General features: G+C 66.0%; 24 protein-coding genes. 15 read left to right on the forward strand and 9 right to left on the reverse strand.

Features of this window, described 5'->3' with window-relative positions:
- Positions 1-15: 15 nt before the first annotated feature.
- From GM910_RS05075 to topA, 3 genes are read right to left on the reverse strand one after another with little or no spacing between them, the layout of a single operon-like run.
- On the reverse strand, positions 16-447 hold the full coding sequence (locus tag GM910_RS05075) for a DUF983 domain-containing protein (RefSeq protein ID WP_159586428.1): 432 nt from the start codon (positions 445-447) through the stop codon (positions 16-18).
- Positions 447-2,753 (reverse strand): ribonuclease R, encoded by a 2,307-nt coding sequence (rnr, locus tag GM910_RS05080; protein ID WP_159586429.1) that lies wholly within the window; start codon positions 2,751-2,753, stop codon positions 447-449. The genes GM910_RS05075 and rnr overlap by 1 nt, the downstream gene beginning before the upstream one ends.
- A 4-nt stretch (positions 2,754-2,757) precedes the next feature.
- Positions 2,758-5,304 carry a type I DNA topoisomerase gene (topA, locus tag GM910_RS05085; protein WP_159586430.1) on the reverse strand — a complete coding sequence of 849 codons (2,547 nt, stop codon included), beginning with the start codon at positions 5,302-5,304 and terminating at the stop codon, positions 2,758-2,760.
- 302 nt (positions 5,305-5,606) lie between these two features.
- Between topA and GM910_RS05090 the strand changes: the two genes are divergently transcribed.
- The gene (locus GM910_RS05090; RefSeq protein ID WP_159586431.1) at positions 5,607-5,837 is read left to right on the forward strand and encodes a hypothetical protein; all 231 of its coding nucleotides are present in this window, start codon (positions 5,607-5,609) and stop codon (positions 5,835-5,837) included.
- Here the strand turns inward: GM910_RS05090 and dprA are convergent.
- Genes dprA through GM910_RS05110 form a run of 4 tightly spaced genes read right to left on the reverse strand, consistent with a single transcriptional unit; the run spans position 5,799 to position 9,800 of the window.
- Positions 5,799-6,923 (reverse strand): DNA-processing protein DprA, encoded by a 1,125-nt coding sequence (gene dprA / locus GM910_RS05095; RefSeq protein WP_159586432.1) that lies wholly within the window; start codon positions 6,921-6,923, stop codon positions 5,799-5,801. The genes GM910_RS05090 and dprA overlap by 39 nt on opposite strands.
- Positions 6,920-7,534: a glycerol-3-phosphate 1-O-acyltransferase PlsY gene (gene plsY / locus GM910_RS05100; protein ID WP_159586433.1), complete on the reverse strand. Its 615-nt coding sequence runs from the start codon at positions 7,532-7,534 to the stop codon at positions 6,920-6,922. The genes dprA and plsY overlap by 4 nt, the downstream gene beginning before the upstream one ends.
- A 20-nt stretch (positions 7,535-7,554) precedes the next feature.
- Positions 7,555-8,841 (reverse strand): dihydroorotase, encoded by a 1,287-nt coding sequence (locus tag GM910_RS05105; RefSeq protein WP_159586434.1) that lies wholly within the window; start codon positions 8,839-8,841, stop codon positions 7,555-7,557.
- Positions 8,838-9,800, reverse strand: coding sequence for an aspartate carbamoyltransferase catalytic subunit (locus GM910_RS05110; protein ID WP_159586435.1), 963 nt, complete (start codon positions 9,798-9,800; stop codon positions 8,838-8,840). The genes GM910_RS05105 and GM910_RS05110 overlap by 4 nt, the downstream gene beginning before the upstream one ends.
- Positions 9,801-9,963: 163 nt before the next feature.
- Between GM910_RS05110 and GM910_RS05115 the strand changes: the two genes are divergently transcribed.
- Positions 9,964-11,592 (forward strand): acyl-CoA dehydrogenase family protein, encoded by a 1,629-nt coding sequence (locus GM910_RS05115; RefSeq protein ID WP_159586436.1) that lies wholly within the window; start codon positions 9,964-9,966, stop codon positions 11,590-11,592.
- A 120-nt stretch (positions 11,593-11,712) separates the two neighbouring features.
- Positions 11,713-12,030, forward strand: coding sequence for a DUF6105 family protein (locus GM910_RS05120; protein WP_159586437.1), 318 nt, complete (start codon positions 11,713-11,715; stop codon positions 12,028-12,030).
- Here GM910_RS05120 and ruvX read toward each other — a convergent pair.
- Positions 11,997-12,482 carry a Holliday junction resolvase RuvX gene (ruvX, locus tag GM910_RS05125; RefSeq protein WP_159586438.1) on the reverse strand — a complete coding sequence of 162 codons (486 nt, stop codon included), beginning with the start codon at positions 12,480-12,482 and terminating at the stop codon, positions 11,997-11,999. The genes GM910_RS05120 and ruvX overlap by 34 nt on opposite strands.
- Before the next feature lie 71 nt (positions 12,483-12,553).
- Between ruvX and GM910_RS05130 the strand changes: the two genes are divergently transcribed.
- The 11 genes from GM910_RS05130 to GM910_RS05175 all read left to right on the forward strand — a co-directional run bounded on the left by GM910_RS05130 (position 12,554) and on the right by GM910_RS05175 (position 20,961).
- Complete coding sequence (locus GM910_RS05130; protein WP_159586439.1) at positions 12,554-13,261, forward strand: metal-dependent hydrolase; 708 nt, start codon at positions 12,554-12,556, stop codon at positions 13,259-13,261.
- A gap of 117 nt (positions 13,262-13,378) precedes the next feature.
- The gene (gatC, locus tag GM910_RS05135; protein ID WP_159586440.1) at positions 13,379-13,666 is read left to right on the forward strand and encodes an Asp-tRNA(Asn)/Glu-tRNA(Gln) amidotransferase subunit GatC; all 288 of its coding nucleotides are present in this window, start codon (positions 13,379-13,381) and stop codon (positions 13,664-13,666) included.
- Positions 13,667-13,671: 5 nt separating this feature from the next.
- Positions 13,672-14,154 carry a GNAT family N-acetyltransferase gene (locus tag GM910_RS05140; protein WP_159586441.1) on the forward strand — a complete coding sequence of 161 codons (483 nt, stop codon included), beginning with the start codon at positions 13,672-13,674 and terminating at the stop codon, positions 14,152-14,154.
- A complete protein-coding gene (gene gatA, locus GM910_RS05145) occupies positions 14,154-15,641 on the forward strand; it encodes an Asp-tRNA(Asn)/Glu-tRNA(Gln) amidotransferase subunit GatA (protein WP_159586442.1) in 1,488 nt (495 codons plus the stop codon). Before GM910_RS05140 ends, gatA begins: the two co-directional genes overlap by 1 nt.
- A gap of 44 nt (positions 15,642-15,685) precedes the next feature.
- Positions 15,686-16,483, forward strand: a complete 798-nt coding sequence (locus tag GM910_RS05150) for a YdcF family protein (RefSeq protein ID WP_159586443.1) — start codon at positions 15,686-15,688, stop codon at positions 16,481-16,483.
- Positions 16,484-16,735: 252 nt separating this feature from the next.
- On the forward strand, positions 16,736-16,864 hold the full coding sequence (locus GM910_RS27570) for a hypothetical protein (RefSeq protein ID WP_281354822.1): 129 nt from the start codon (positions 16,736-16,738) through the stop codon (positions 16,862-16,864).
- A gap of 159 nt (positions 16,865-17,023) precedes the next feature.
- The gene (locus GM910_RS05155) at positions 17,024-18,424 is read left to right on the forward strand and encodes an L-serine ammonia-lyase (protein ID WP_159586444.1); all 1,401 of its coding nucleotides are present in this window, start codon (positions 17,024-17,026) and stop codon (positions 18,422-18,424) included.
- A gap of 158 nt (positions 18,425-18,582) precedes the next feature.
- Complete coding sequence (locus tag GM910_RS05160) at positions 18,583-18,984, forward strand: GFA family protein (RefSeq protein ID WP_425482650.1); 402 nt, start codon at positions 18,583-18,585, stop codon at positions 18,982-18,984.
- Positions 18,985-19,054: 70 nt separating this feature from the next.
- A complete protein-coding gene (locus GM910_RS05165; RefSeq protein WP_159586445.1) occupies positions 19,055-19,489 on the forward strand; it encodes a DUF1489 family protein in 435 nt (144 codons plus the stop codon).
- 48 nt (positions 19,490-19,537) lie between these two features.
- Positions 19,538-20,269: a VWA domain-containing protein gene (locus GM910_RS05170; RefSeq protein WP_159586446.1), complete on the forward strand. Its 732-nt coding sequence runs from the start codon at positions 19,538-19,540 to the stop codon at positions 20,267-20,269.
- Positions 20,266-20,961: a DnaJ domain-containing protein gene (locus tag GM910_RS05175; RefSeq protein ID WP_159586447.1), complete on the forward strand. Its 696-nt coding sequence runs from the start codon at positions 20,266-20,268 to the stop codon at positions 20,959-20,961. The genes GM910_RS05170 and GM910_RS05175 overlap by 4 nt, the downstream gene beginning before the upstream one ends.
- A gap of 34 nt (positions 20,962-20,995) precedes the next feature.
- On the opposite strand, the gene GM910_RS05180 is transcribed toward GM910_RS05175, so the two are convergent.
- Positions 20,996-22,327 carry a D-alanyl-D-alanine carboxypeptidase gene (locus GM910_RS05180; RefSeq protein ID WP_159586448.1) on the reverse strand — a complete coding sequence of 444 codons (1,332 nt, stop codon included), beginning with the start codon at positions 22,325-22,327 and terminating at the stop codon, positions 20,996-20,998.
- Between the two features lie 343 nt (positions 22,328-22,670).
- On the opposite strand from GM910_RS05180, the gene clpS reads away from it, so the two are divergent.
- The gene (gene clpS, locus GM910_RS05185) at positions 22,671-23,015 is read left to right on the forward strand and encodes an ATP-dependent Clp protease adapter ClpS (protein ID WP_159586472.1); all 345 of its coding nucleotides are present in this window, start codon (positions 22,671-22,673) and stop codon (positions 23,013-23,015) included.
- Positions 23,016-23,017: the final 2 nt, after the last annotated feature.

Consider the following 23,017-nt stretch of genomic DNA (forward strand, 5'->3'; position numbering starts at 1 on the left):
CTCCCGGAGGCCATGTCAGCGCTCGGGATGGGTTTCGACGATATCGTCCTCGCCGCCGAAGCCGTGCATGCGCAACGCCCATTGCAGGCCGACGACGGCGCCCTTCACGGGGCCGATGAGGGCGAGCGACATCAAGAGCGTCAGCGGCGCCCAGATGGCCATATGTAGCCAGGTCGGCCAGTCCGTCATCGCCTGCACGCCCATGAAGGCGCCGACCACCACATGGCCGACGATGACGATCACCAGATAGGCGGGCAGGTCGTCGGCGCGGTGGTGGCTGATCTCCTCGCCGCAGGCCGGGCACTCGTCAACCGTCTTCAGGAAGGCGCGGAAGAGCCGGCCGCGCCCGCAATGGGGGCACTTGCCGAAGAAGCCGCGCCGCATCGCCTCGTAGACAGGCCGCGCCGGCGCTGCCGCTTCCTTGGCTCCGAACACCCGTTCTTCCATCATCGTCTCCTGGCCTTTGGCGGACGCTGGGCCGCGCGCCTGGCAGTCCTTGTCGTGCCGCGCTTCGCCTTGTGCAGCGACTTCGAGGAGCCGGGAAGGTGCTCGGGCTCGCTGATCATTTCGAAGCGCATGGTGCCGGCCAAGGGTGCCACCTCGACAAGGCGGACGTCGACGCCGTCGCCGAGCTGGTATCCTCGTCCGCTTCTCTGGCCGACCAGCGCATGGCGTGGCTCGTCGTAGATATAGTAGTCATCGCCGAGAGACGAGACCGGAATGAAACCGTCGGCGCCGTATTCGGGCAGGAGCACGAAGATGCCGGCCTTGGTCACGCCGGAGATGCGGGCGGAGAACGCCTCGTCGATGCGATGGGCCAGGTGCTCGGCCACGAGCCGGTCCACCGTCTCGCGCTCGGCCGCCATGGCGCGTCGCTCGGTGGCCGAGATGAGGGCTGAAACCTCCTCCAGGCGCGCCTCGTCCTCCGGCCGCAAACCATCCGCGCCGAAGCCCTTGGCCGCGATCAGCGCCCGGTGAACGATCAGGTCGGCATAGCGCCGGATGGGCGAGGTGAAATGTGCGTAGCGGCGCAGATTCAAGCCGAAATGGCCAATGTTTTCCGGGGTGTAGATGGCCTGGCTCTGGCTGCGCAGAACCACCTCGTTGACCAGTTGCTCCTGCTCGGTGCCCTCCACGCGGGCAAGGATGTTGTTGAATTGAGCGGGCCGCAACGCCGCGCCGCGCGCCAGCGACATGCCGAGAGAGGCAAGGAACTCCCGCAAGGATTCCTGCTTGGCGAGCGAGGGCTCGTCGTGAACGCGGTAGACGAGCGACTGACGGGCCGCCTCGAGCGTCTCGGCGGCGGCCACGTTGGCCTGGATCATGAACTCCTCGATGAGCTTGTGTGCATCGAGGCGCGGCGGCACTATGACGCGGTCGACCGTGCCGTCGGGCTTGAGGAGGATCTTGCGTTCAGGCAGGTCGAGCTCCAGCGGCTCGCGCGCCGAGCGCCCGCGCTTGAGGATGGCGTAGGCGCCCCACAGAGGGCGCAGAACCGTATCGAGAAGGGGGCCCGTCTTGTCGTCCGGCTGGCCGTCGATCGCCGCCTGCGTTTGGCTGTAGGAGAGACGGGCGGCGGAGCGCATGATAACCCGGTGGAAGCTGTGGCCGATCTTGCGGCCGTCGGACGCAAAGCGCATGCGCACGGCAAGCGCCGGCCGCGCTTCGCCTTCGCGCAGCGAGCACAGGTCGTTGGAGATGCGCTCGGGCAGCATGGGCACGACGCGGTCGGGGAAATAGACCGAGTTGCCGCGCCTCAAGGCCTCGCGGTCGAGGGCGGAGCCCGGCCGCACATAGTGCGCCACGTCGGCGATGGCGACAGTGACGATCGCGCCGCCGCGGTTCTTCTCGTCCGGGTCGGGTTCGGCGAAGACGGCATCGTCATGGTCCTTGGCGTCGGCCGGATCGATGGTGACGAGCGGCAGCTTGCGCCAGTCCTCGCGGCCCTTGGTCGTAGCAGGCTCGGCGGCTTCGGCCTCTTCCAGCACGCTGTCGGGGAAGATGTGCGGGATTTCGTGGGCATGGATGGCGATGAGCGACACGGCCTTTTCGGTGGCGATCGAGCCCACCACCTCCAGCACCTTGGCCTTCGGCAGTCCGTAGCGGCCGCGCGTGACCGGTTCCACCTCGACGAGGTCGCCGTGTTTGGCGCCCTTGCGAAAGTCCTCGTCCACCAGAAGTTCCGGCTGTCGCCGCTCCACCGGCTCGATGCGCAGGGAACCGTCGGGGAGTTCGCGGAAGACGCCGAGCACGGCGCGCCGGCGCTTCTCGAACACCTTCATCACACGGCCGGTATAGGCCGGCCCGGTCTCGTCCTCGGTGGGAAAGACGCGGGCAAGCACCCGGTCGCCGATGCCGGCTGCTGCGGTCCTGGCGCCCTTCTGGGCGCGGATGGCGACGAGGGGCGCCGGTCCTTCGTGCTCCTCGTCGGGCTCGGCTGGGCGGGCGAGGAGGCCGCCTTCGGCGTCGCGCGAGAAGATGTCGAGCACGACCACGTGGGGCAGGGCGCCGGGACGCAGGATCTTCTTGCGCCGCTTTTTCACCAGTCCCTCGTCCTGCAGCCCGCGCAGCATGTCCTTCAGCCAGATACGGTCGCCGCCCTTGATGTTGAAGGCCTTGGCGATCTCGCGTTTTCCCGAGCGGTCGGGATTTTCGGTGATGAAGCGCAGGACCTCCTCGCGCGACGGCAGGTGCGCATTGCCGCTCTCCACCTTGGCGGCCGTCTTGCCTCGCCGTGAGGTCCCGCGTGCCAACCGATCAGCTCCGGCCCTTGCGGCCTGCCGGTTTCTTGCCGCCCTTGCCTGCCTTGGCGGCGATCAGTTCCAGTGCTTCTTCCTTGGTGACGGACATGGGATCCTTCCCCTTGGGCAGGGTGGCATTGACCTTGCCGAAATTGACATAGGGCCCGTAGCGGCCATCGCGCACGGTGATGATGCCGCCGCCGTCGGGATGTTCCCCGAGGTCCTTGAGGGCCGCCGGCGTGGCGCGCCCGTTGCCTTTCGCCTTCTTCTCCGCGAGGAGCGAGACGGCACGGTTGAGGCCGACGGAGAAGACCTCCTCCACCGACTCCAGATTGGCGTAGGTGCCGTCATGCAGGAGGAAGGGACCGTAGCGGCCGATGCCGGCCGAGATCATCTTGCCGGTCTCGGGGTGCGGGCCGACGTCGCGCGGCAGCGAAAGCAGCGCCAGGGCGCGCTCGTGGTCGAGGCTTTCGGGCGTCCAGCCCTTGGGCAGGCTCGCGCGCTTGGCCTCCTTGCCCTCGCCACGCTGCACGTAAGGCCCGAAGCGGCCGGATCGCAGCGTGATCTCCTCGCCCGTATAGGGGTCGTTGCCCAGCACCTTGTTGCCGTCCATGCCGGCTTCCGCGCCGCCGTTCTCGCCATTCTCGCCGAGCTGGCGCGTATAGTCGCACTCGGGATAGTTGGAGCAGCCGACGAAGGCGCCATAGCGGCCGAGCTTCAGGGACAATTTGCCGGCACCGCATTTGGGGCACAGGCGCGGGTCGCCGCCGTCCTCGCGCGGCGGGAAGACCAGCGGGGCCAGTTCCTCGTTGAGCGCGTCGAGCACGTCGGTCACGCGCAACTCCTTGATATCGCCGACGGCGCGGGAGAAGTCCTGCCAGAAATCGCGCAGCACCTCCTTCCAGGAAAGCTTGCCATCGGAAATCTCGTCGAGCTTTTCCTCAAGGTCGGCGGTGAAGTCGTATTCGACGTAGCGCCGGAAAAAGTTCTCCAGGAAGGCGGTGACGATGCGGCCCTTGGCCTGCGGCACCAGCCGGCGCTTGTCGATCGTCACATAATCGCGGTCTTCCAGGGTCTTGAGCGTGGCGGCGTAGGTCGACGGGCGGCCGATGCCGAGTTCCTCCATCTTCTTGATGAGGGAAGCTTCCGAATAGCGCGGCGGCGGCTCCGTCGTGTGCTTGGTGACGTCGATCTTGTTGCGCTGCAGCACCTCGCCGGAATTGATCTCCGGCAGGCGGCGGTTCTCCTCGTCCTCCTTGTCGTCCTCCTTGACTTCTGAATAAGCGGCAAGGAAGCCGTCGAAGCGGACGACGGAGCCGACAGCGCGCAGGCCGGCCGAGCGACCATCGCCCTTCGCCTCGATCTCCACGGTCGTACGCTCGATCTCGGCTGCCTGCATCTGGCTGGCGATGGCGCGCTTCCAGACCATCTCGTAGAGGCGCGCCTGGTCGGCATCGACATATTTGCGGACCTGGTCGGGCGTGCGCGAGAAGTCGGTGGGGCGGATGGCCTCGTGCGCTTCCTGCGCGTTCTTGGCCTTCACGGAGTAGAACCGCGGCTTCTCCGGCAGGTAGCGCTCGCCGAAGGTCTTGCCGACGGCGGCACGCGCCTGGTCCAGCGCCTCGGGTGCCATCTGCACGCCGTCGGTTCGCATATAGGTGATGAGGCCGGTGGTCTCGCCGCCGATATCCACGCCCTCGTAGAGGCGCTGGGCCACCTGCATGGTGCGCGAGGCGGAAAAGCCGAGCTGCGAGGAAGCGGCCTGCTGCAGGGTCGAGGTGGTGAAGGGCGGGCCGGGATTGCGGCGCGTCGGTTTGGCCTCGACGGAGAGCACCTTGTAGGAAGCGCCGTCCAGCATGGCCTTGATGCCGTCGGCTTCCTCCTGGCTCTTGATGTCGAGTTTCTGCAGCTTCTTGCCGTCGAGAACCGTCAGCCGCGCCTCGAAGGTCTCCTTGCGCGGCGTGTCGAGAGCAGCGGCGATCTGCCAGTAGTCTTCACGGATGAAGCGCTCGATCTCGGCCTCGCGGTCGCAGACGAGCCTGAGCGCGACGGATTGGACGCGGCCGGCCGAGCGGGCGCCGGGCAATTTGCGCCACAAGACGGGCGACAGCGTGAAGCCGACGAGATAGTCGAGCGCGCGGCGCGCCAGATAGGCGTCCACCAGCGAGGCGTCCACCTCGCGCGGTTCGGCCATGGCGTCGAGAACGGCCTTCTTGGTGATGGCGTTGAAGACGACGCGGCGCACGGGTTTGTCCTTGAGCGCCCGCTTCTGGCGCAGCACCTCGAGAACGTGCCAGGAGATCGCTTCGCCCTCGCGATCGGGGTCGGTGGCAAGAACCAGGCCATCGGCGTCCTTCATCGCCTTGGCGATGTCGGAGAGGCGCTTCGCGGACGGGCTGTCGACAGCCCAGGACATGGCGAAGTCCTCGTCCGGGCGTACCGAGCCGTCCTTGGCGGGCAGGTCGCGCACATGGCCGAAGGAGGCCAGGACCTTAAAATCCTTACCCAAGTATTTGTTGATTGTTTTCGCCTTGGCCGGCGACTCGACGATGACGACATCCATAGACGGGTGTTACCTTGTTCGGCACCAACGCGGTGCCGTTATTGCGTTTCCAAGCCTCACAGGCCCGGCCAGCACGTGACATGGCCGCGCTTTCCTCTGCGGTCAAGGCCCCAATCGCATTTCACGCTGTTGGCAGGATATGCAACTCCTGGGTGCGGTGCGGCGCTTTTTCATTTATTTGTATATATGCTTTCTTCCATGGACAAAGGGCATCGGGGAAGCGAACGGCACCTATGCAAGGGTGAAAATGGGGCGGACAGGAGGGCGATACCAGGGGCAAGAGGCGAGGGGAGTATGGCCGGATGGCCGAGATATCGTTTGGACGGCAACGCAATGAGACTTTGGATTACATACAGGCAATGCTCGGTCAGCTTTCGCTGATGGCAAGGGGGGAGGGCTGCGACATGCTCACCTACCTGATCGAGATGGCCTATGTGGAGGTTAGCGATATCCTCCGCGGCCAGCGTCCGCCCCATATCCAGTCGGAGGAGGCCTCACAGGCCACCCATGAGCAGCGAAACGCTTCCACCTGAGTGCCGCTCCAGCCGGCCCGCGAGGTCGAGCTCCAGCAGAATCAGGGATACCTGTGCCGGGTGAAGCCTTGTGTGACGGATGATCTCGTCGATGCCGACGGGCGTCGGGCCGAGCGCCTCCAGCACGCGGGCGCGCTCGTCGTCGCCCGGCGGTGGAGCGGCGAGCGAATCCGACGGCTCCTCCATCTCGCGCTCCGGCGGCGCTTGGCCGAGGAGCGGAGCGATGGCCTCGAGAATGTCGTCCGCGCCGGTCGTCAGGATGGCGCCATCCTTGAGGAGCCTGTTGGTGCCTGCCGCGCGCGGGTCGAGGGGCGAACCGGGTATGGCGAAGACGAGCCGCCCCATCTCGTTGGCCAGCCGGGCGCTGATGAGCGAGCCGGAGCGACCGGCCGCCTCGACCACCACGAGCCCGTAGGCCATTCCGGCGACGATGCGGTTGCGGCGCGGAAAGTCCCTGGCGCGCGGCGTCCAGCCGAAGGGCATTTCCGAAAGCACCACGCCGCGCTCGGCGATCTCGGCGAACAGCGCGTCGTTCTCCGGCGGATAGGGCCGGTCGAGCCCGCCTGCCATTGCCGCCGCGGTGCCGGTTTCAATGCTGCCCCTGTGGGCGGCGGCGTCGATGCCACGCGCCAGACCGGAGGCGACAAGGTAACCTTGACGCCCAAGCTCCACGGCGAGGCGCTGCGCCAGCTTGACACCGGCGAGCGAGGCGTTGCGCGCCCCGACGATGGCGATGGTCGGCGCGCGCAGAAGGTCGAGCCGGCCTTTTGCGGCGATCAGTGGCGGCGGATTGTCGGCGCGCGCCAAAAGCGGTGGATAGTGCGCCTCCCCGATGGCGACGAAACGGGCATCCATCCGACGCGCGGCGTCCAGCTCCGCGTCGATTTCCGCCTCGGACGGGATTCTGATCCGCTGGGCGCCGCCCTTGTGGGCAAGCTCCGGGAGCTCGGCGAGGGCAGCCTCGGCCGAGCCGAAGCGGTTTATGAGGTCGCGGAAGGTGGCGGGGCCGACGTTTTCCGTACGGATGAGGCGCAACCAGGCGCGGCGCTGACGGTCGTCGAGCCGGCGTTCGGCGCCGGCGCTCAACCCTCCGCCCCGATGCGCGACTCGCGACCCTGAAGAAGGCGGATGATGTTGGCCCGGTGCTTGAGAAAGACCAGCAGGCTGAGGACGACGAACAACTGAGCCGGCTGGACAAGCCCGAGGAGATAAAGCGCGACGGGAACGCACACCGCCGCCACGAGGGCGGCAAGCGAGGAATAGCGCGTGATAAAGGCAACCGCGAGCCAGGCGGCGGCGAACACGGCCGCACCTTGCCATGCAAGGGCCGCAAGAACGCCGAGATATGTCGCCACGCCCTTGCCGCCCTTGAAGCCGAGCCAGACCGGGAAGAGATGGCCGATGAAGGCGCCGAAGCCGGCGACGAGCGCATAGTCCAGGCCGTAGGTACGGGCCAGTAGCACGGCGGCGGTGCCCTTCAGCGCATCGAGAGCCAAGGTGAGCGCCGCCAGCCCCTTGTGTCCCGTGCGCAGCACATTCGTCGCGCCGATGTTGCCGGAGCCGATGTTGCGCACGTCGCCCAGCCCCGCCATGCGCGTGATGAGAAGGCCGAAGGGTATGGAACCGAGAAGATAGCCGACGCCAAGCGCGGCGAGCAGATAGGGCAAGGCTGTCTGCCAGTCTGTCGGATCCGGCATCTTTGTTTCTCCCGCTCCCCTTAAGCTGAAAACACTGTGCCGCCTGCAACCATGGTTTGCAAGACCCGGCCCTGCATGCGCGCGCCCTCGAAGGCGGTGTTTTTCGACAGCGAGCGTATATCCGCCTCGCGCACCAGCCACGGGGCGTCGAGGTCGACCAGCACGAGGTCGCCCGGCGCGCCGGGCCTCAAGGTACCGCCGGGCAGGCCGAAAAGCCGCGCCGGCGCGGTCGACAGCGCCTCGATGATGCGCAGGAGGGGCACGTCGCCGGAGTGGTAGAGCCGAAGGGCCGCGGCAAGCAGGGTTTCAAGGCCGATGGCGCCGGCCTCCGCCTCGGCGAAAGGCAGGCGCTTCGTGTCGACGTCTTGCGGATCGTGCGAGGAGACGATGACGTCCACCGTTCCCTCCTTCAGTGCCTCGACCATGGCAAGCCGGTCCTCTTCGCCGCGCAGCGGCGGCGAGAGGCGGAAGAAGGTGCGGTATTCGCCGACGTCGTTCTCGTTGAGGCAGAGATTGTTGATGTTGATGCCGGCGGTGACGGGCAGGCCGTCGTTCTTGGCGCGGCCGATAGCGGCGGCGGACATGGCGGTGGAGATTTCGGCCGCATGGTAGCGCCCGCCGGTCAGCCCCGCCAGCATCAGGTCGCGCGTGAGCGGGATGGCTTCGGCCTCGCGCGGAACACCGGGCAGTCCCAGCCAACTTGCCAGAAGGCCCTCGTTCATGACGCCGGATGAGGCAAGGCAGGGGTCCTGCGTGGAATGGGAGACGACGATGCCCATGTCGCGCGCGTAGGTCAGCGCGCGACGCATGACGAGCGCGCTGGCGATGGTGCGGCGGCCTTCGGTCAGCGCCACCGCGCCGGCCTGGTGCAGAAGGCCGAACTCGCTCAAGTCGCTGCCGGCGAGACCCTTGGTGATGGCGGCGGCGGGGAAGACGTTGACCAGCGCCGTCTCGCGCGCCGTGCGCAGGACGAATTCGACCAGTGCCACGTCATCGATGACCGGAGACGTGTCCGGCATCATGATGAAAGAGGTGACGCCGCCCGCCGCGGCCGCCTGGCTGGCCGAGGCGATGGTCTCGCGGTGCTCGGCCCCCGGCTCGCCGACGAAGACACGGGCGTCGACGAGGCCGGGAAGGATCGCCTTCCCGGCACAGTCGATCGTCTTGGCGCCTTCGGGCGCGCCCTGGTTCAGCGCCCCGGCACCGGCAGCGCGGATGACACCGCCTTCGACGACCACCGTTCCGGTCTCGTCCAGCCCGCGCGAGGGGTCGACGATACGGGCATTGGTGAAGACGGTTGCGCTCATGCCCCGCCTCCCGCGTTGCGGCGCGGGTCGAGCAGGGCTTCCATCACCGCCATGCGCACGGCAACCCCCATCTCCACCTGCTCCTGGATCACGCTCTGCGGGCCGTCGGCCACTTCCGAGGCGATCTCGACGCCGCGGTTCATGGGGCCCGGATGCATGACCATCGCATCTTTCTTCGCGGCCTTGAGCTTCTGCGCGTCGAGGCCGAAGAAGCGGAAATATTCGCGCACCGAGGGCACGAAGCTGCCGGCCATGCGCTCGCGCTGCAGCCTCAGCATCATCACCACGTCGGCGCCCTTCAGCCCGTCCTCCATGGTGGTGAAAGGTTCGACGCCCATCTGCTCGACGCCCGCCGGCAGCAGCGTGGAGGGAGCGACGACGCGCACCCGCGCGCCCACGGCATTGAGCAGAATGATGTTGGAGCGGGCAACGCGCGAGTGCACGATGTCGCCGCAGATGGCGACCGTAAGGCCGGCGAGCCGGCCTTTGGTGCGGCGGATGGTGAGGGCATCGAGAAGCGCCTGGGTGGGGTGTTCATGCGCCCCGTCGCCGGCATTGACGACGGAGCAGCCGACCTTCTGTGCCAGGAGCGCGGCCGCCCCCGCCGCCGAATGGCGGATGACGAGAATGTCGGGGCGCATGGCGTTGAGCGTGGCCGCGGTGTCGAGCAGGGTTTCGCCCTTCTTGGTCGACGAGCTCGCCACCGACATGTTCATGACGTCGGCGCCCATCCGCTTGCCCGCCAGCTCGAAGGAGGACTGGGTACGCGTCGAGGCCTCGTAGAAGAGGTTGATCTGCGTGCGTCCTCGCAGGGTGGCGAGCTTCTTCTGCGGCTGGCGCGAAACGGCGACCGCGGCGTCGGCCCGGTCGAGCAGCATCTCGATGTCGGCGGGCGACAGGCTCTTGATGCCAAGCAGGTGGCGGTGCGGGAAGAGCGGAAAGGCCGGCGCGTCTGTCATCTCAAGGCGTTGCTATAGGCGCGCGCAGGAGTTCTCGCAAGCTGGAGAAAAGCCTGTGGGGCGTTTCACCCGATAATTTTCAATGGAAATGGAAAGGGGTTAGGCTCATATCACAAAAAATGCGGAATGATCCGCAAAGCCGGAACGGCGAAGGAAATCTTGCGTGAATCACGAGGTAACGAACCAGCCACCGCCCATCAGCGGAACGAATGCGTGGCGGTCCGACCCGCTTCTCGTTCAGCTGGGCGAGAATTTTTCCGAGCCGGTACGCAAGGAACTGGAGACGCTGGGACGCTTCGTGCGCAACCAGGAGGCGCAAGACCTGGCGCGGCTGGCGAATGTGGCAGTGCCGACGCTTAGAACCCATGACCGCTACGGACACCGCGCGGATATCGTCGAGTACCATCCCGCCTACCACGCGCTGATGCGCCGTTCGGTGGGCGCCGGCATCCACTCCTCCATCTGGGAGGAGAACGAGACGGAGAAGGGGCAGCGCCATCAGGCGCGAGCGACACGCTTCTATCTCACCTCGCAGCTCGAGCTCGGCCATCTCTGCCCGCTCACGATGACCAGCGCCTCGCTGGCGGCGCTGATGGCCAGCCCGGATCTCTTCCGCGTCTGGGCACCGCGCGTGATTGCCCGCAAATACGACCATTCCAACCGGCCCGCCGCCCAGAAGCAGGGCGTGACGCTCGGCATGGGCATGACGGAGAAGCAGGGCGGCACCGACGTACGTGCCAACACGACCGTCGCCGAGCCTGCCGGCGACGGGCTTTTCCGCATCACCGGGCACAAATGGTTCATGTCCGCGCCCATGAGCGACGCGTTTCTGGTGCTGGCGCAGGCCAAGGAGGGGCTTTCCTGCTTCCTCCTGCCGCGCCTCAGCGAAGACGGGTCGGCCAACGGCTTCCGCTTCCAGCGGCTGAAGGACAAGCTCGGCAACCGCTCCAATGCTTCTTTGGAGGTCGAGTTCGAGGGCGCGCTGGGCTTTCCCGTCGGCGAGGTGGGGCATGGCATCCGCACCATCATGGACATGGTGACGCTGACGCGGCTCGACTGTGCGCTGGGCTCCGCCGGGTTGATGCGCGCTTCCTTGGCCGAGGCCGTGCACCACGCGCGCCACCGGCAGGTCTTCGGCAGGACGCTTGTCGGGCAGCCGCTGATGCAGCGCGTGCTGGCCGATCTCGCGCTCGACGTGGCGGCGGCCACCGCGCTTTCCTTCCGCCTTGCCCGCTCCTTCGACGAGGCCGCGGCAAACCGTGCCGACGCCGCCTTCGCGCGGGTGATGACACCGGTGGTGAAATACTGGGTCTGCAAGATCGCGCCCGCCGTCACCTACGAGGCGATGGAGTGCCTCGGCGGCAACGGCTATGTCGAGGAGGCGCCGCTTGCCCGCTATTATCGCGAGGCGCCGGTCAATGCCATCTGGGAGGGCTCGGGCAACGTCATGGCGCTCGACGTGCTGCGCGTGCTCTCGCGCAATGCCGGTCTCCTCGACGAGGTGCTGGCGGGCATCCGCAGCGACCTGGGCGAAACCGGCCGCGGCACCGTGGAGGTGCTCAAGGCGGCGATCCGGGTATGCCAGTCGGACGAGGGCTCGGCTCGCATCCTGACCGAGCAGCTGGCACTTGCCGCCGCCGCCGCGGAGTTGAGGCGGCTGGGGGCGGGGCGGGTGGCTGACGCTTTCATCGAAACGCGCCTCGCCGGCCAATGGCGCGGCACCTACGGCATGCTCGACGCGCGCCATGATGCAGCGGCGATCGTGGAGATGCTGTATCCGGATGCGGGGTAGAGCCCGCCGGTAGAGCCTCAGTGCTGCCGGTATTAACCCTAACGAATGGTAAGCGTTGCGCTCGGCGTGCCGGGGGGCCAGTGTCGATTCCACGCCGGAATGCGGCAACGGAGGGGCTTTATGCGCTACATCCTGATTTTCTGGGCGCTGCCGATGAGCCTTATCTGGGGTTGGTATTTCCTGTCCCTCAACGACATCAATTTCGGCTTCGTGATGCTCACCCGGCAGGTGCACGATCTCGTCTTCGAGATCTACGGGCAGATCCTGGGCATCGAGCCATCGGCCCTGCCGCCGCTGCTCGTGCGGGCCTGCGTGGTCGATACGGTCATTCTCATGGCGATTCTCGCTTTCCGCCGCCGCCGCGCCATCCGCGCGTGGATTGCCGAGCGGCGGGGGCGGCCAGGCTATTCGCGCGAGGACGCCGCCCGCAGCGTCTGAAGCCGGTCCAGCGCCCCTTGCAGGATGAAGGCGGCTGCCGCCGAATCGATACGGCCGGCGCGCTTCGCCCGCGAGACGTCCATCTCGATCAGCGCCCGCTCGGCGGCCACCGTCGACAGCCGCTCGTCCCAGAAGGCGAAGGGCAGGTCTGTCATCGCCGACAGGTTGCGCGCGAAGGCACGCGTCGACTGCGCGCGCGGCCCCTCGCTGCCGTCCATGTTGATCGGCAGCCCGATGATCACGCCGCCGACATTTTCGCGCGAGAGCAGATGGAGCAGGGCTTGGGCGTCCTGCGAGAACTTCTTCCGCCTGATCACCTCCCGCGGAGTAGCGAAGGACAGGCCGAGATCGGAGATGGCCACGCCGATGGTCTTGGTGCCGAGGTCAAGCCCGGCCAGCGGCCGACCAATGGCTCTGACTTTCTCGAACTCTTCAATCGAAACGACGCCCACGCGTAACCCTGTCTTTGACTTGCCTTCTCCCCGTTCTATCCTTCAAAGCCAAATCAAGCGAGGAGCGTGGAATGAAAATCACCTGGTACGGCCATTCAGCCTTCAGGGTCGAGGCGGGTGGCGCGAAAATCCTGATCGACCCCTTCCTGAGCGGCAATCCGTCGTGGGACGGCGGCTGGGAGGACCCGGCAAAGGGCATCACCCATGTGCTGCTTACCCATGGGCACAGCGACCATCTGGGCGATTCGCTTGCCATCCTGGAGAAGACGGGCGCCATGCTGGTCGCCAATTTCGAGGTGTGCATGTATCTCGTCGGGCAGGGCGTCAGTCAGGAGAGGATCAACCCCGGCAATCTTGGCGGCACGGTCGATTGCGGCGGCTTCACCACCACATTCGTGCAGGCGCATCATTCCTCGTCCTTTTCCATGGATGATGGGACCAACGTCTATCTCGGCAATCCCGCCGGCCTCGTCCTGCACTTCCGCCAAGAAAAGACGCTCTACCACATGGGCGACACGGACATTTTCGGCGACATGGCGCTGATTCAGGAACTGCACCGGCCGGATATCGGCATCGTGCCCATCGGCGACCGCTTCACCATGGGCGGTGCGGTGGCCGCGCTCGCCTGCCGGCGCTTCTTCCAGTTCGAGACGGTCATTCCGTGCCACTACGCCTCCTTCCCCATCATCGACCAGTCGGCTGAAAAGATTATCGAGGGCATGAAGGGGACAGAGACCAAGGTGCTGACGCCAGAGCGCGGCAAGCCGGTGGAGCTTTAGGCAGGAGCTTTAGCCAGGAAGCTTTAGACTGCGGCTTTTTCGGCGATGGTTGTTGCGCCCCGCGCCGGGCGCGACTATAGGCCTGTGCCATTGTTTCCCCTGGCAAGGAAGAGCAGCATGTCCGTCGATATCGAGACCGTGAAGCGCGTGGCAAAGCTTGCCAGAATTGCCGTCGACGACGAGGAGGCGGCCCGCATGACCGGCGAGCTCAACGCCATTCTCGGCTTCGTGGAGCAGTTGGGCGGGGTGGATGTCGCCGACGTGGAGCCGATGACCTCCGTCATCCCCACGGCAATAAAGATGCGCCAGGACGAAGTGACGGACGGCAGCAAGGCCGAGGATGTCGTCGCCAACGCGCCAGCCGGCGACGACAATTTCTTCGTCGTGCCGAAGGTGGTGGAGTAGCGGCGATGGCAATCGCGATCGCCGTCGAAACCCCGTTGCAGGACGACGTTCGGTCGATGGTGGAGGAGTTGAATACACACCTCTGCCCGCTGTCGCCGCCCGAATATCAGTTCCAGATGACGGCCGAGCAGATGGCGGAGCCGCATACCACAGTTTTCGTAGCGCGCGGCGAGGACAGTGCGGCCATGGGCATGGGTTCCCTCAAGGTGCACAACGCGGGGTTGGCCGAAGTGAAACGCATGTGGACGCGGCCTGCGGTGCGCGGCAGCGGGGTGGGCCGGTTCTTGCTGCAAGCGGTGGAAGCCCTTGGGCGGGAGAAGGGGATCCATCGCCTGGCGCTCGAGACCGGCGGGACGGATGGCTTCACCGCCGTCTGGCGGTTCTACGAGGCGGGCGGGTTCCGCCGTTGCGGCGCGTTCCTGGACTACCCGGACACGGAATATTCCCGGTTCTACGAGAAACTCCTTATTGAAGAAAAAGCGGCCTGATGACCGATCCCAGCCTGACCCAACTGACCATCGCCCAAGCCCGCGAGAAACTTGCGGCGCGCGAGGTTTCCGCGCTTGAGCTGACCGAGGCCTATCTGGCGGCCATCGAGGCGGCGAATGAAGCGCTCAACGCTTATATCGTGGTGACGCCGGACAAGGCGCGCGAGATGGCCAGGGCGTCCGACGCCCGCATCGCCAAGGGCGAGGCCGGCGCGTTGGAGGGCATTCCGCTCGGCGTCAAGGACCTGTTCGCGACAGAAGGCGTGCACACCCAGGCGGCCAGCCATATCCTCGACGGCTTCGAGCCGCGCTACGAATCCACCGTCACCGCCAATCTGTGGGCGGACGGCGCGGTGATGCTGGGTAAGCTCAACATGGACGAGTTCGCCATGGGCTCGTCCAACGAGACGTCCTACTACGGCCCGGTGGTCAATCCCTGGCGCGCCGAAGGCGACAACAAGGCGCTGGTGCCGGGCGGCTCGTCCGGCGGCTCGGCTGCCGCGGTCGCCGCATGGCTGTGCGCGGGCGCGACGGCGACAGACACGGGCGGCTCCATCCGCCAGCCCGCCGCCTTCACCGCCACCGTCGGCATCAAGCCTACTTACGGCCGCTGCTCGCGCTGGGGGATTGTGGCCTTTGCCTCCTCGCTCGACCAGGCCGGGCCGATCGCCCGCGACGTGCGCGACGCGGCGATCCTTCTGAAATCCATGGCCTCGGTCGATCCCAGGGACACCACCTCCGTCGACCGGCCGGTGCCGGACTACGAGGCGGCGGTCGGCCAGTCGGTCAAGGGGCTCAAGATCGGCATTCCCAAGGAATACCGCATCGACGGTATGCCCGACGAGATCGAGGCGTTGTGGCAGAAGGGCGTCGAATGGATGCGCGAAGCCGGCGCCGAGATCGTCGACATCTCCCTGCCGCACACGAAATATGCGCTGCCTGCCTATTACATCGTCGCGCCGGCGGAGGCATCGTCCAACCTTGCCCGCTATGACGGCGTGCGCTACGGCCTGCGCGTTCCCGGCGGCGACGTGACGCAGATGTACGAGAAGACGCGTGCCGAAGGCTTCGGCCGCGAGGTGAAGCGGCGCGTCATGATCGGCACCTATGTGCTGTCGGCCGGCTACTACGATGCCTACTATCTCAGGGCGCAAAAGGTGCGCACGCTCATCAAGCGGGATTTCGAGGAAGCGTTCGCCGCCGGGGTGGATGCCATCCTGACACCGGCCACGCCGTCGGCCGCCTTCGGCATCGCCGAGCAGGATATGGATGCCGACCCCGTGAAGATGTACCTCAACGACATCTTCACCGTCACGGTGAACATGGCCGGCCTGCCGGGTATTGCCGTGCCGGCCGGGCTCGACGGCAAGGGTCTGCCGCTCGGCCTGCAGCTCATCGGCCGGCCCTTCGACGAAGAAACCCTCTTCCGCACCGGCCACGTCATCGAGCAGGCGGCGGGCAGGTTCGCGCCGAAGCGCTGGTGGTAGGATGATGGTCCGCCGCCGCGTCTGATGGCAGGGAGGCGGACGCCATGTTCCATCTCGCTTCGGCCGTCTTCTGGACGCTGATCCAGCCGGTCAATCTGACGGGGCTGCTGGTCGCGGCGTCGCTGACGGCAGCGTTTCTGCGGTGGCGCCGGCTGTCGATCTCCTTCGGCTTATTGGGTCTGTTGGTGCTTGGCCTGTCGGGCTGGACGACGCTCGGGGCGCTCTTCCTGCATCCTTTGGAGAACCGCTTCCAGCAGCCGGCCGGGCCGCTTGAGGATGTTGACGGCATCATTGTGCTGGGTGGCGGTTTCGAGGGCGCGATCAACCTGGCGCGCGGCGGCTACGAGTTGAACGCCAGCGGCGACCGTTTTGTCGAGGCGGCGATCCTGGCGCTCCGGTATCCGGATGCCCGCCTCGTCGTCTCCGGCGGCTCCGGCTCGGTCTTCCTGGCGGGCGAGGGCGATGCCGACACGGCGCCGCGGCTTCTCACCGCGCTCGGCGTGGCGCCGGGGCGGATCGAGATGGAGAACCGCTCGCGCGATACCTACGAGAACGCGCAGTTCTCGAAACGGCTCGTCGCACCACGGCCCGGCGAGACCTGGCTGCTCGTGACCTCCGCGTTTCACATGCCGCGCGCTGTAGGCGCTTTCCGACAAGCGGATTTCCCTGTTCTGCCCTGGCCGGTCGACTACAAGACATCGGGCACGGAGCGTTTCGGCCTCGCCGCCGACAACGTGCTCGATTCGCTGCGCAACACGACAACGGCAATGCGCGAATGGGTGGGGCTTCTGGCCTATCGGTTGACGGGACGAATCGACCGCCTGTTGCCCGCGCCGGGCTGAGACCGTTTGGGGCCTGTGGATAGCGCCTGTGTTTCGCCTTATTTATTGAAAATTTGCGAACGCCGCCATCCGCATAAGCTGTTGAAATAACTGTATTGGTACACGCGCCACAGCGGTGGGTGATGGTCCGGCGCCCACATCTTGCCGCTTTTCCGGTTGCATCGCAGCATCGAGCGGAGTATCTCCCGGCTGAAGCGGTCGGCCACGGGGGCGTTTGGGCCGACGCAAGAACAACGGCTAAACGGGAATTAAATGGACGAAAGCGTTCAGAAATCCTGCTGGGGCGTCACCGCCAAGGCAGTGATTGGACTTGCCGGCATCATCCTGCTGGCTTGGCTCTTCGCAGGAAGCGAATCTCTTGCCGTAATCGCGGCGAGCTGAGAGCAACAGAACCGGTTCACTTCGAACAACAGGGCGCAGCCGTTCGGCTGCGCCCTTTCGTTTTTGAGCTTGCCTTACCATGTCATTTCCTGACACGCATATACAGGCGGGTACGCGCATGGAAGAGTGCAGCGTTCCCGTGCAGCCCGGAGTTGGAGCATGTTTCTTTCCGTGTTCGATCTCTTCAAGATCGGCATCGGCCCGTCGAGTTCCCACACCATGGGGCCTATGGTGGCGGCGGAGCGTTTCCTGCACGAGATCGCGGAAGGCGAGTGGCCGCGGCCGGTGGGCGCGCAAGTTGCGCGACTGTCGGTCAGCCTGCACGGCTCGCTTGCCTTCACGGGCGTCGGGCATGCAACGGACAGGGCGGTGATCCTCGGGCTGGAAGGCCTGACGCCGCTGACGGTGGACCCGGACAAGGCGGACGAGGTTCTGGGCAAGATCAGGCAGACGCGGCACCTCAGCCCGCCGGGCCATCCCGAATACCGGTTCGATCCCGAGAGCGACGTCATCTTCGACAGGAAGGCGCCGTTGCCCGGCCACGCCAACGGCATGGCCTTCAATGCCTTCGACGCCGACGACCGGCTGCTGCTCAGGCGCATCTATTACTCGGTGGGCGGCGGCTTTGTGGTCTCCGAAGAGGAACTGCAGGCGCTGAAGGCCGAGAAGAAGCCGGCGGTCGACCGAAATGTGCCATATCCCTTCGCCAATGCGCGCGAGATGCTGGAGATGGCGGCGAAGAGCGGGCTCTCCATAGCCGAGATGAAGCGCGCGAACGAGGAAACGCGCATGGACGCCGCGGAGCTCGATGCCGGCCTCGACCGCATCTGGCAGGCCATGCACGGCTGCATCGAGCGCGGGCTGTCGCAGGACGGCGTCATGCCGGGCGGGCTGAAGGTGCGCCGCCGCGCGCGTCAGCTTCACGAGAAGCTGGAGGAGGAATGGCGGCAGAACCGGCCCAACCCGCTTGCCGCCAACGACTGGCTGTCCGTCTACGCCATGGCGGTGAACGAGGAGAATGCCGGCGGCGGGCGCGTCGTCACCGCGCCGACCAATGGTGCAGCCGGCGTCGTGCCGGCAGTGCTGCGCTACTGGCTGCGCTTCCACGTCGATGCCGACCAAAGGGGCATCCGCGACTTCCTGCTGACGGCGGCGGCCGTCGGCGGCATCGTAAAGCACAATGCCTCCATCTCCGGCGCCGAGGTCGGCTGCCAGGGCGAGGTGGGCTCGGCCTCGGCCATGGCGGCTGCCGGGCTGGCCGCGGTCCTGGGCGGCACGCCCGAGCAGGTGGAAAACGCCGCCGAGATCGCGCTGGAGCACCATCTGGGCATGACCTGCGACCCGGTGGCCGGCCTCGTGCAGGTGCCCTGCATCGAGCGCAACGCGCTGGGCGCGGTGAAGGCCGTCACCGCCGCCTCGCTTGCGGTGAAGGGAGACGGCAAGCACTTCGTCTCACTGGACGCGGCGGTGGAGACCATGCGCCAGACCGGGCTCGACATGAACGAGCGCTACAAGGAGACCAGCCTTGGCGGTCTGGCGGTGAATGTGGTGGAATGCTAGCGGAGGAAACGGCTGCGAGTGCCTTCACCCTCGCCCTTCGACAAGCTCAGGATGAGGGTGAAGGCAAGGCCACGTCACCGCAAGCTTCGATGAAGGCGGAAGGGTGCAAACACCAGCCCTCATCCTGAGCTTGTCGAAGGGCGAGGGCGGGATGCAGCGTGTCGAAGCAGAAGGGAATAGGCGTGGCAAGAATTGCGACCTGCATTTGCGGTAACCTCCGCGCAACCTGCGCGGACGAGCCCCAAAAAGTGTCGCTGTGCCACTGTTTCGCCTGCCAACGGCGGACAGGCAGCGTCTTTGGTATCGCCGCCTTCTTCCATCGGGAAGCTGTTCGGGTGGAGGGGTCGAGCCGATGTTACACGCGCCCGTCCGACAGCGGTTTTCCGGTGAGGTTTCATTTCTGCCCCTCGTGCGGTTCGACGGTTTTCTGGGAGCCACAGCGCAAGCCGGAGCTGATCGCCGTCGCCGTCGGCGCGTTCGCCGATCCGGCTTTCCCGGCGCCAGTGCAGGCCGTCTATGCCGAGCACCGGCATCCGTGGGTCGAGGATCCCATCGGCTGATCGGGGCCGGAGCTGTGGAACGCTTCCCGATAAGCCTTCCTTCCGCCAATCTGCCGTCCTAAAACGCCCTATGGCGCTTCATCTCATAAAACTCTGTGTCGGCTGCGACAGCCCGGAAGACCTGGAGGCATGGATCGCAATGCGCCTTGAGGAGAAGAGGCGGCGCGGTGAGCCGGTCGAGCATTTCCACACCACGCGCATGATGCCCAAGCGCATGGCGGAGCTTACCGACGGCGGATCGCTCTACTGGGTGGTCAAGGGCATGGTGCAGTGCCGGCAGCCGCTTCTCGATATCCGCCCCTTCACGGATGGGGAGGGGATTTCGCGCTGCCGTCTCGTGCTGGATCGGCAAGTCGTGCGCACGGAATGGCAGCCGAAACGTCCGTTCCAGGGCTGGCGCTATCTCAAGCCCGAGGATGCGCCGCTGGACATCCGCTCCGGAGAGCGTGCGGACGAGATGCCGGACCACCTGCGCCGCGAACTGACCGAGCTTGGTCTCCTGTAAGGCGGCGAAGGGCTTGCCAGCGGCGCTCGCTCACCACATCTTGTTCTCATGAGCGACAAGAAGACGCCGGTCGAAACCGGCCGAAGGGCGGACGTCTCAAAGCCGCGCTCGGATACAGGCGCGGTCGAGGCCTTCGTGCGCCAGGCAAGGGCGCTCGCCATGCCGGGCAAAGGAGCCGGGCGCCTCATCCTCGCACTCGATGCCACCATGAGCCGCCAACCCACCTGGGACCTTGCCTGCGAGATACAGGCGAAGATGTTCGACGCCGTGGGCAAGGCGGGTGCGCTCAACGTGCAGCTCGTCTATTACCGCGGCTTCGGCGAGTGCGCCGCCTCGCGTTTCGTGACCGATACGGCTGCGCTCAAGAGGCTGATGACGCGCATCGACTGCCGCGGCGGCCGCACGCAGATCGGCAAGGTGCTATCGCATGCCTTGAAGGAGCACGAGCGCGGCAAGGTGAACGCGCTGGTCTTCATCGGCGATGCGATGGAGGAGAATGTCGACGAGTTGGCCGAGCGGGCGGGGCAGTTGGGGTTGAAGGGCGTGCCGGTCTTCCTGTTCCAGGAAGGGTCCGATCCGGCGGCTACCGGCGCTTTCCGCGAGATCGCCCGGCTGTCCAAGGGGGCTTGGTTCCGCTTCGACCGCAGCGCTGCCGACACGCTGGCCAGGCTGCTCTCCTCGGTTGCTGTTTTCGCCACCGGGGGCCTTGCCGCGCTCGAAGCACGCGGCAGCGCGGAAGACCGGCTCATGATCGAGCATCTGAGCGGCAGGAGGCGATGACCGTTCCCTTCGTTGCGTTTGCGCTCTTGCTGGTGCTGCTTCTGGCCGCACTCGCCTTTACGCGCGCCAGCCCGACGGCGATTGCCGGCGCGCTGCGGCTGGCTGGGCCCCTCGCGCTCGGCATTGCGGGGCTGGTGATGCTGTTTACCGGCAGGGCAGGGCTCGGCGGCATGCTTCTTTCCGGGGCGGCTGCGTGGCTCGGCTCCAGCCGGCTGCGCGGCAACATCAGACGGGCGGGAGGGCAGCGCTCGACCGTCCGTTCAGCCGCGCTCGAAATGGAGCTCGACCATGACACGGGCGCCCTTGAGGGAACGGTGCTCGCCGGCCGCTACGAGGGGCGGCGTCTTGCCGATATGAGGCTTGAGGAGCTTTTGGCGCTCAGGGCCGAGCTTGGCGGCGACGGCGAGAGCCTGCAGCTATTGGAAACGTATCTTGACAGCCGCTTTCCCGTCTGGCGCGAAGGCGCGGATGCGCACGAGGGCGGGCGGCATGGAGGCGCGCGCGGTGCGGGCCGCATGACCAAGGAGGAGGCCTACGAGGTCCTTGGTCTTGAGGCTGGTGCGCCCGCGGCGGAAATCCGCAAGGCTCATCGCCGCCTGATGCAACGTCTGCATCCCGATATGGGCGGCTCGTCCTTTCTTGCTGCGCGCATCAACGAAGCGCGAGATGTTCTCCTGTCCGATCACGAGTAACTCCCTGGACGCAGATACCTACCAAGCAGAGCGATCAGTTTTCCACCGCGTAACAGGCGACGTTCCTCTTCTTGAGCGTTTCGCAGGCGCGCCACGCGTCCGACTTGCCCGAAAAGCCGCCGAAGCGGGCGCGGTAATAGGTCCTGCCATCCTTCTGGAAGACCTCGGTGAAGGGCGTGGCGTCGGCCAGCACGGTCGATGCATGCTGGCTCGTCTCGGCAAGGCGGCGCTTGGCCTCGTCTTCGCTGGGCATCGAGGCAACCTGGATCACCCATCCTTGCATGGCGGTCGAAGCTGTCGACACCGGATCGACTTCGGCCCGCGGCCTGGGGGCGACGGCCTCCGGGAAGGCGGCGGCAGCGGCGGTCGCCGAACCCTGTTCCTCGGCATAAGCCGTGACGGGGATTTCCTCGGGGCGGTCCACCGGCACGGGCGCGCTGCGCGGCAGCATGGCCGCGGCGACGGTCTGTGTGGCTGCGCCCCTGGCGATCAGGATGCGGTCGCCGCCTCCCGAGGCTTTCGGCAGGGTGCGCTGGATGAGGTTGACCATATGTGCGTCACGCGAACGCGCGGTCTTGCCGCCCATCACCACGGCGACGATGCTCTTTCCGCCCGTCGAGACGGATGAGACGAGGTTGAAGCCGGAAGCGCGGATATATCCGGTCTTGATGCCGTCGACACCTTTCACGCGACCGAGCAGGTTGTTGTGCGTGCTGATGCGGCGGCCGCCATAGGTGAACGAGCGGGTGGAGAAATAGTCGTAATATTGCGGGAAGTGCTCACGCAGCGCGATGCCGAGCCGCGCCATGTCGCGCGCCGTCGTCCTTTGTGCGCTGTTGGGCAGGCCGTGGGCGTTCTTGAAGGTGGTGGAGGACATGCCCAACTGGCGCGCCTTGTTCGTCATCATCGCAGCGAATTTCGCCTCCGAGCCGCCGAGGAATTCGGCGACGGCCGTAGAGACGTCGTTGGCCGATCGCGTGACGAGCGCATGGATAGCCTGCTCCACGACAATGCTCTGGCCGGCCGGCACGCCGAGCTTGGTCGGCGGCTCCGCGGCGGCGTTGCGCGAGAAGGTGATGCGCGAGTTTTTGGAGATCCTGCCGCTCTCCAGCGCCTCGAAGACGAGGTAGAGCGTCATCATCTTGGTGAGCGAAGCGGGGTAGCGCGGAGCGTCGGCACTGTCCTCGTAGAGCACCTTGCCCGTCTTGGTGTCGATGACGATGCCTGCATATTTCGAATTCGCAGCGGCAGGCGGAGCTGCCGCAAGCATCAATGCTGCGGCGGCGATCGCCGCTATGGCGAAACTGGAGGAAAGCCGAAAAACCCCCGCGAAAGCTGCAAGCGCCTGACGCACGACCGCACCCATTGTATGATCTTCGTTGAGGGCCTCAACCGATCGACCCATTTTTATCGACGGTAGGGTGGGGCCGTTACCAATTCGTTTATGGTGTCTTAAATCCTGCATAAAATTTTCCAATTCGAAACGTATTTGAAATGGATTTGAACGGGTCCAGACTCAAAGGCGGAGCTTGGCGCCCCTTATAGGCGGCCGCAAGCGCCGTGTTTCGAAAAATTGCGACAGGGTGCGCGCAATCCGTATTGTCAGCACGGCAGAAGGGCTTAAAATCGTCGATCGAGTACTTACATGTCGCTCCTCACGGAGAGGCGCGGCGGAAAGCATGGGACCAGTGACGATCGGCGAGAGCAAGATGCCAGGCGACGCTTTGCGGATGGCCCGTGAGGACGGCAACGGCACCGGGCGCGGCACGGCGGTCATTACCCGGACCCGGACGAAGACCAAGAAGCCGAGCCTCTATCGCGTGCTGCTCTTGAATGACGACTACACGCCGATGGAGTTTGTCATCCATGTTCTGGAGCGCTTCTTTCAGAAGGACCGGGAAGCCGCCACTACGATCATGCTGCACGTTCACAACCACGGCGTCGGTGAATGCGGCGTCTATACATTCGAAGTGGCCGAGACCAAGGTGGCCCAGGTCATGGATTTCGCCCGTCAGCATCAGCACCCGCTGCAGTGCGTGATGGAAAAGAAATGAGG

It is taken from the genome of Chelativorans xinjiangensis, from assembly GCF_009812055.1.
Lineage (GTDB): Bacteria > Pseudomonadota > Alphaproteobacteria > Rhizobiales > Rhizobiaceae > Chelativorans > Chelativorans xinjiangense.

Coding starts and splice junctions, on each gene's coding strand:
- GM910_RS05170 (WP_159586446.1), top strand. CDS start 19,538: ATGAGCGACAAGAAGACGCCGGTCGAAACCGGCCGAAGGGCGGACGTC.
- topA (WP_159586430.1), bottom strand. CDS start 5,304: ATGGATGTCGTCATCGTCGAGTCGCCGGCCAAGGCGAAAACAATCAAC.
- GM910_RS05165 (WP_159586445.1), top strand. CDS start 19,055: ATGGCGCTTCATCTCATAAAACTCTGTGTCGGCTGCGACAGCCCGGAA.
- gatA (WP_159586442.1), top strand. CDS start 14,154: ATGACCGATCCCAGCCTGACCCAACTGACCATCGCCCAAGCCCGCGAG.
- GM910_RS05075 (WP_159586428.1), bottom strand. CDS start 447: ATGGAAGAACGGGTGTTCGGAGCCAAGGAAGCGGCAGCGCCGGCGCGG.
- GM910_RS05090 (WP_159586431.1), top strand. CDS start 5,607: ATGGCCGAGATATCGTTTGGACGGCAACGCAATGAGACTTTGGATTAC.
- GM910_RS05175 (WP_159586447.1), top strand. CDS start 20,266: ATGACCGTTCCCTTCGTTGCGTTTGCGCTCTTGCTGGTGCTGCTTCTG.
- clpS (WP_159586472.1), top strand. CDS start 22,671: ATGCCAGGCGACGCTTTGCGGATGGCCCGTGAGGACGGCAACGGCACC.
- gatC (WP_159586440.1), top strand. CDS start 13,379: ATGTCCGTCGATATCGAGACCGTGAAGCGCGTGGCAAAGCTTGCCAGA.
- GM910_RS05140 (WP_159586441.1), top strand. CDS start 13,672: ATGGCAATCGCGATCGCCGTCGAAACCCCGTTGCAGGACGACGTTCGG.
- GM910_RS05130 (WP_159586439.1), top strand. CDS start 12,554: ATGAAAATCACCTGGTACGGCCATTCAGCCTTCAGGGTCGAGGCGGGT.
- GM910_RS05105 (WP_159586434.1), bottom strand. CDS start 8,841: ATGAGCGCAACCGTCTTCACCAATGCCCGTATCGTCGACCCCTCGCGC.
- plsY (WP_159586433.1), bottom strand. CDS start 7,534: ATGCCGGATCCGACAGACTGGCAGACAGCCTTGCCCTATCTGCTCGCC.
- GM910_RS05180 (WP_159586448.1), bottom strand. CDS start 22,327: ATGGGTGCGGTCGTGCGTCAGGCGCTTGCAGCTTTCGCGGGGGTTTTT.
- GM910_RS05110 (WP_159586435.1), bottom strand. CDS start 9,800: ATGACAGACGCGCCGGCCTTTCCGCTCTTCCCGCACCGCCACCTGCTT.
- GM910_RS05155 (WP_159586444.1), top strand. CDS start 17,024: ATGTTTCTTTCCGTGTTCGATCTCTTCAAGATCGGCATCGGCCCGTCG.
- GM910_RS27570 (WP_281354822.1), top strand. CDS start 16,736: ATGGACGAAAGCGTTCAGAAATCCTGCTGGGGCGTCACCGCCAAGGCA.
- GM910_RS05120 (WP_159586437.1), top strand. CDS start 11,713: ATGCGCTACATCCTGATTTTCTGGGCGCTGCCGATGAGCCTTATCTGG.
- GM910_RS05150 (WP_159586443.1), top strand. CDS start 15,686: ATGTTCCATCTCGCTTCGGCCGTCTTCTGGACGCTGATCCAGCCGGTC.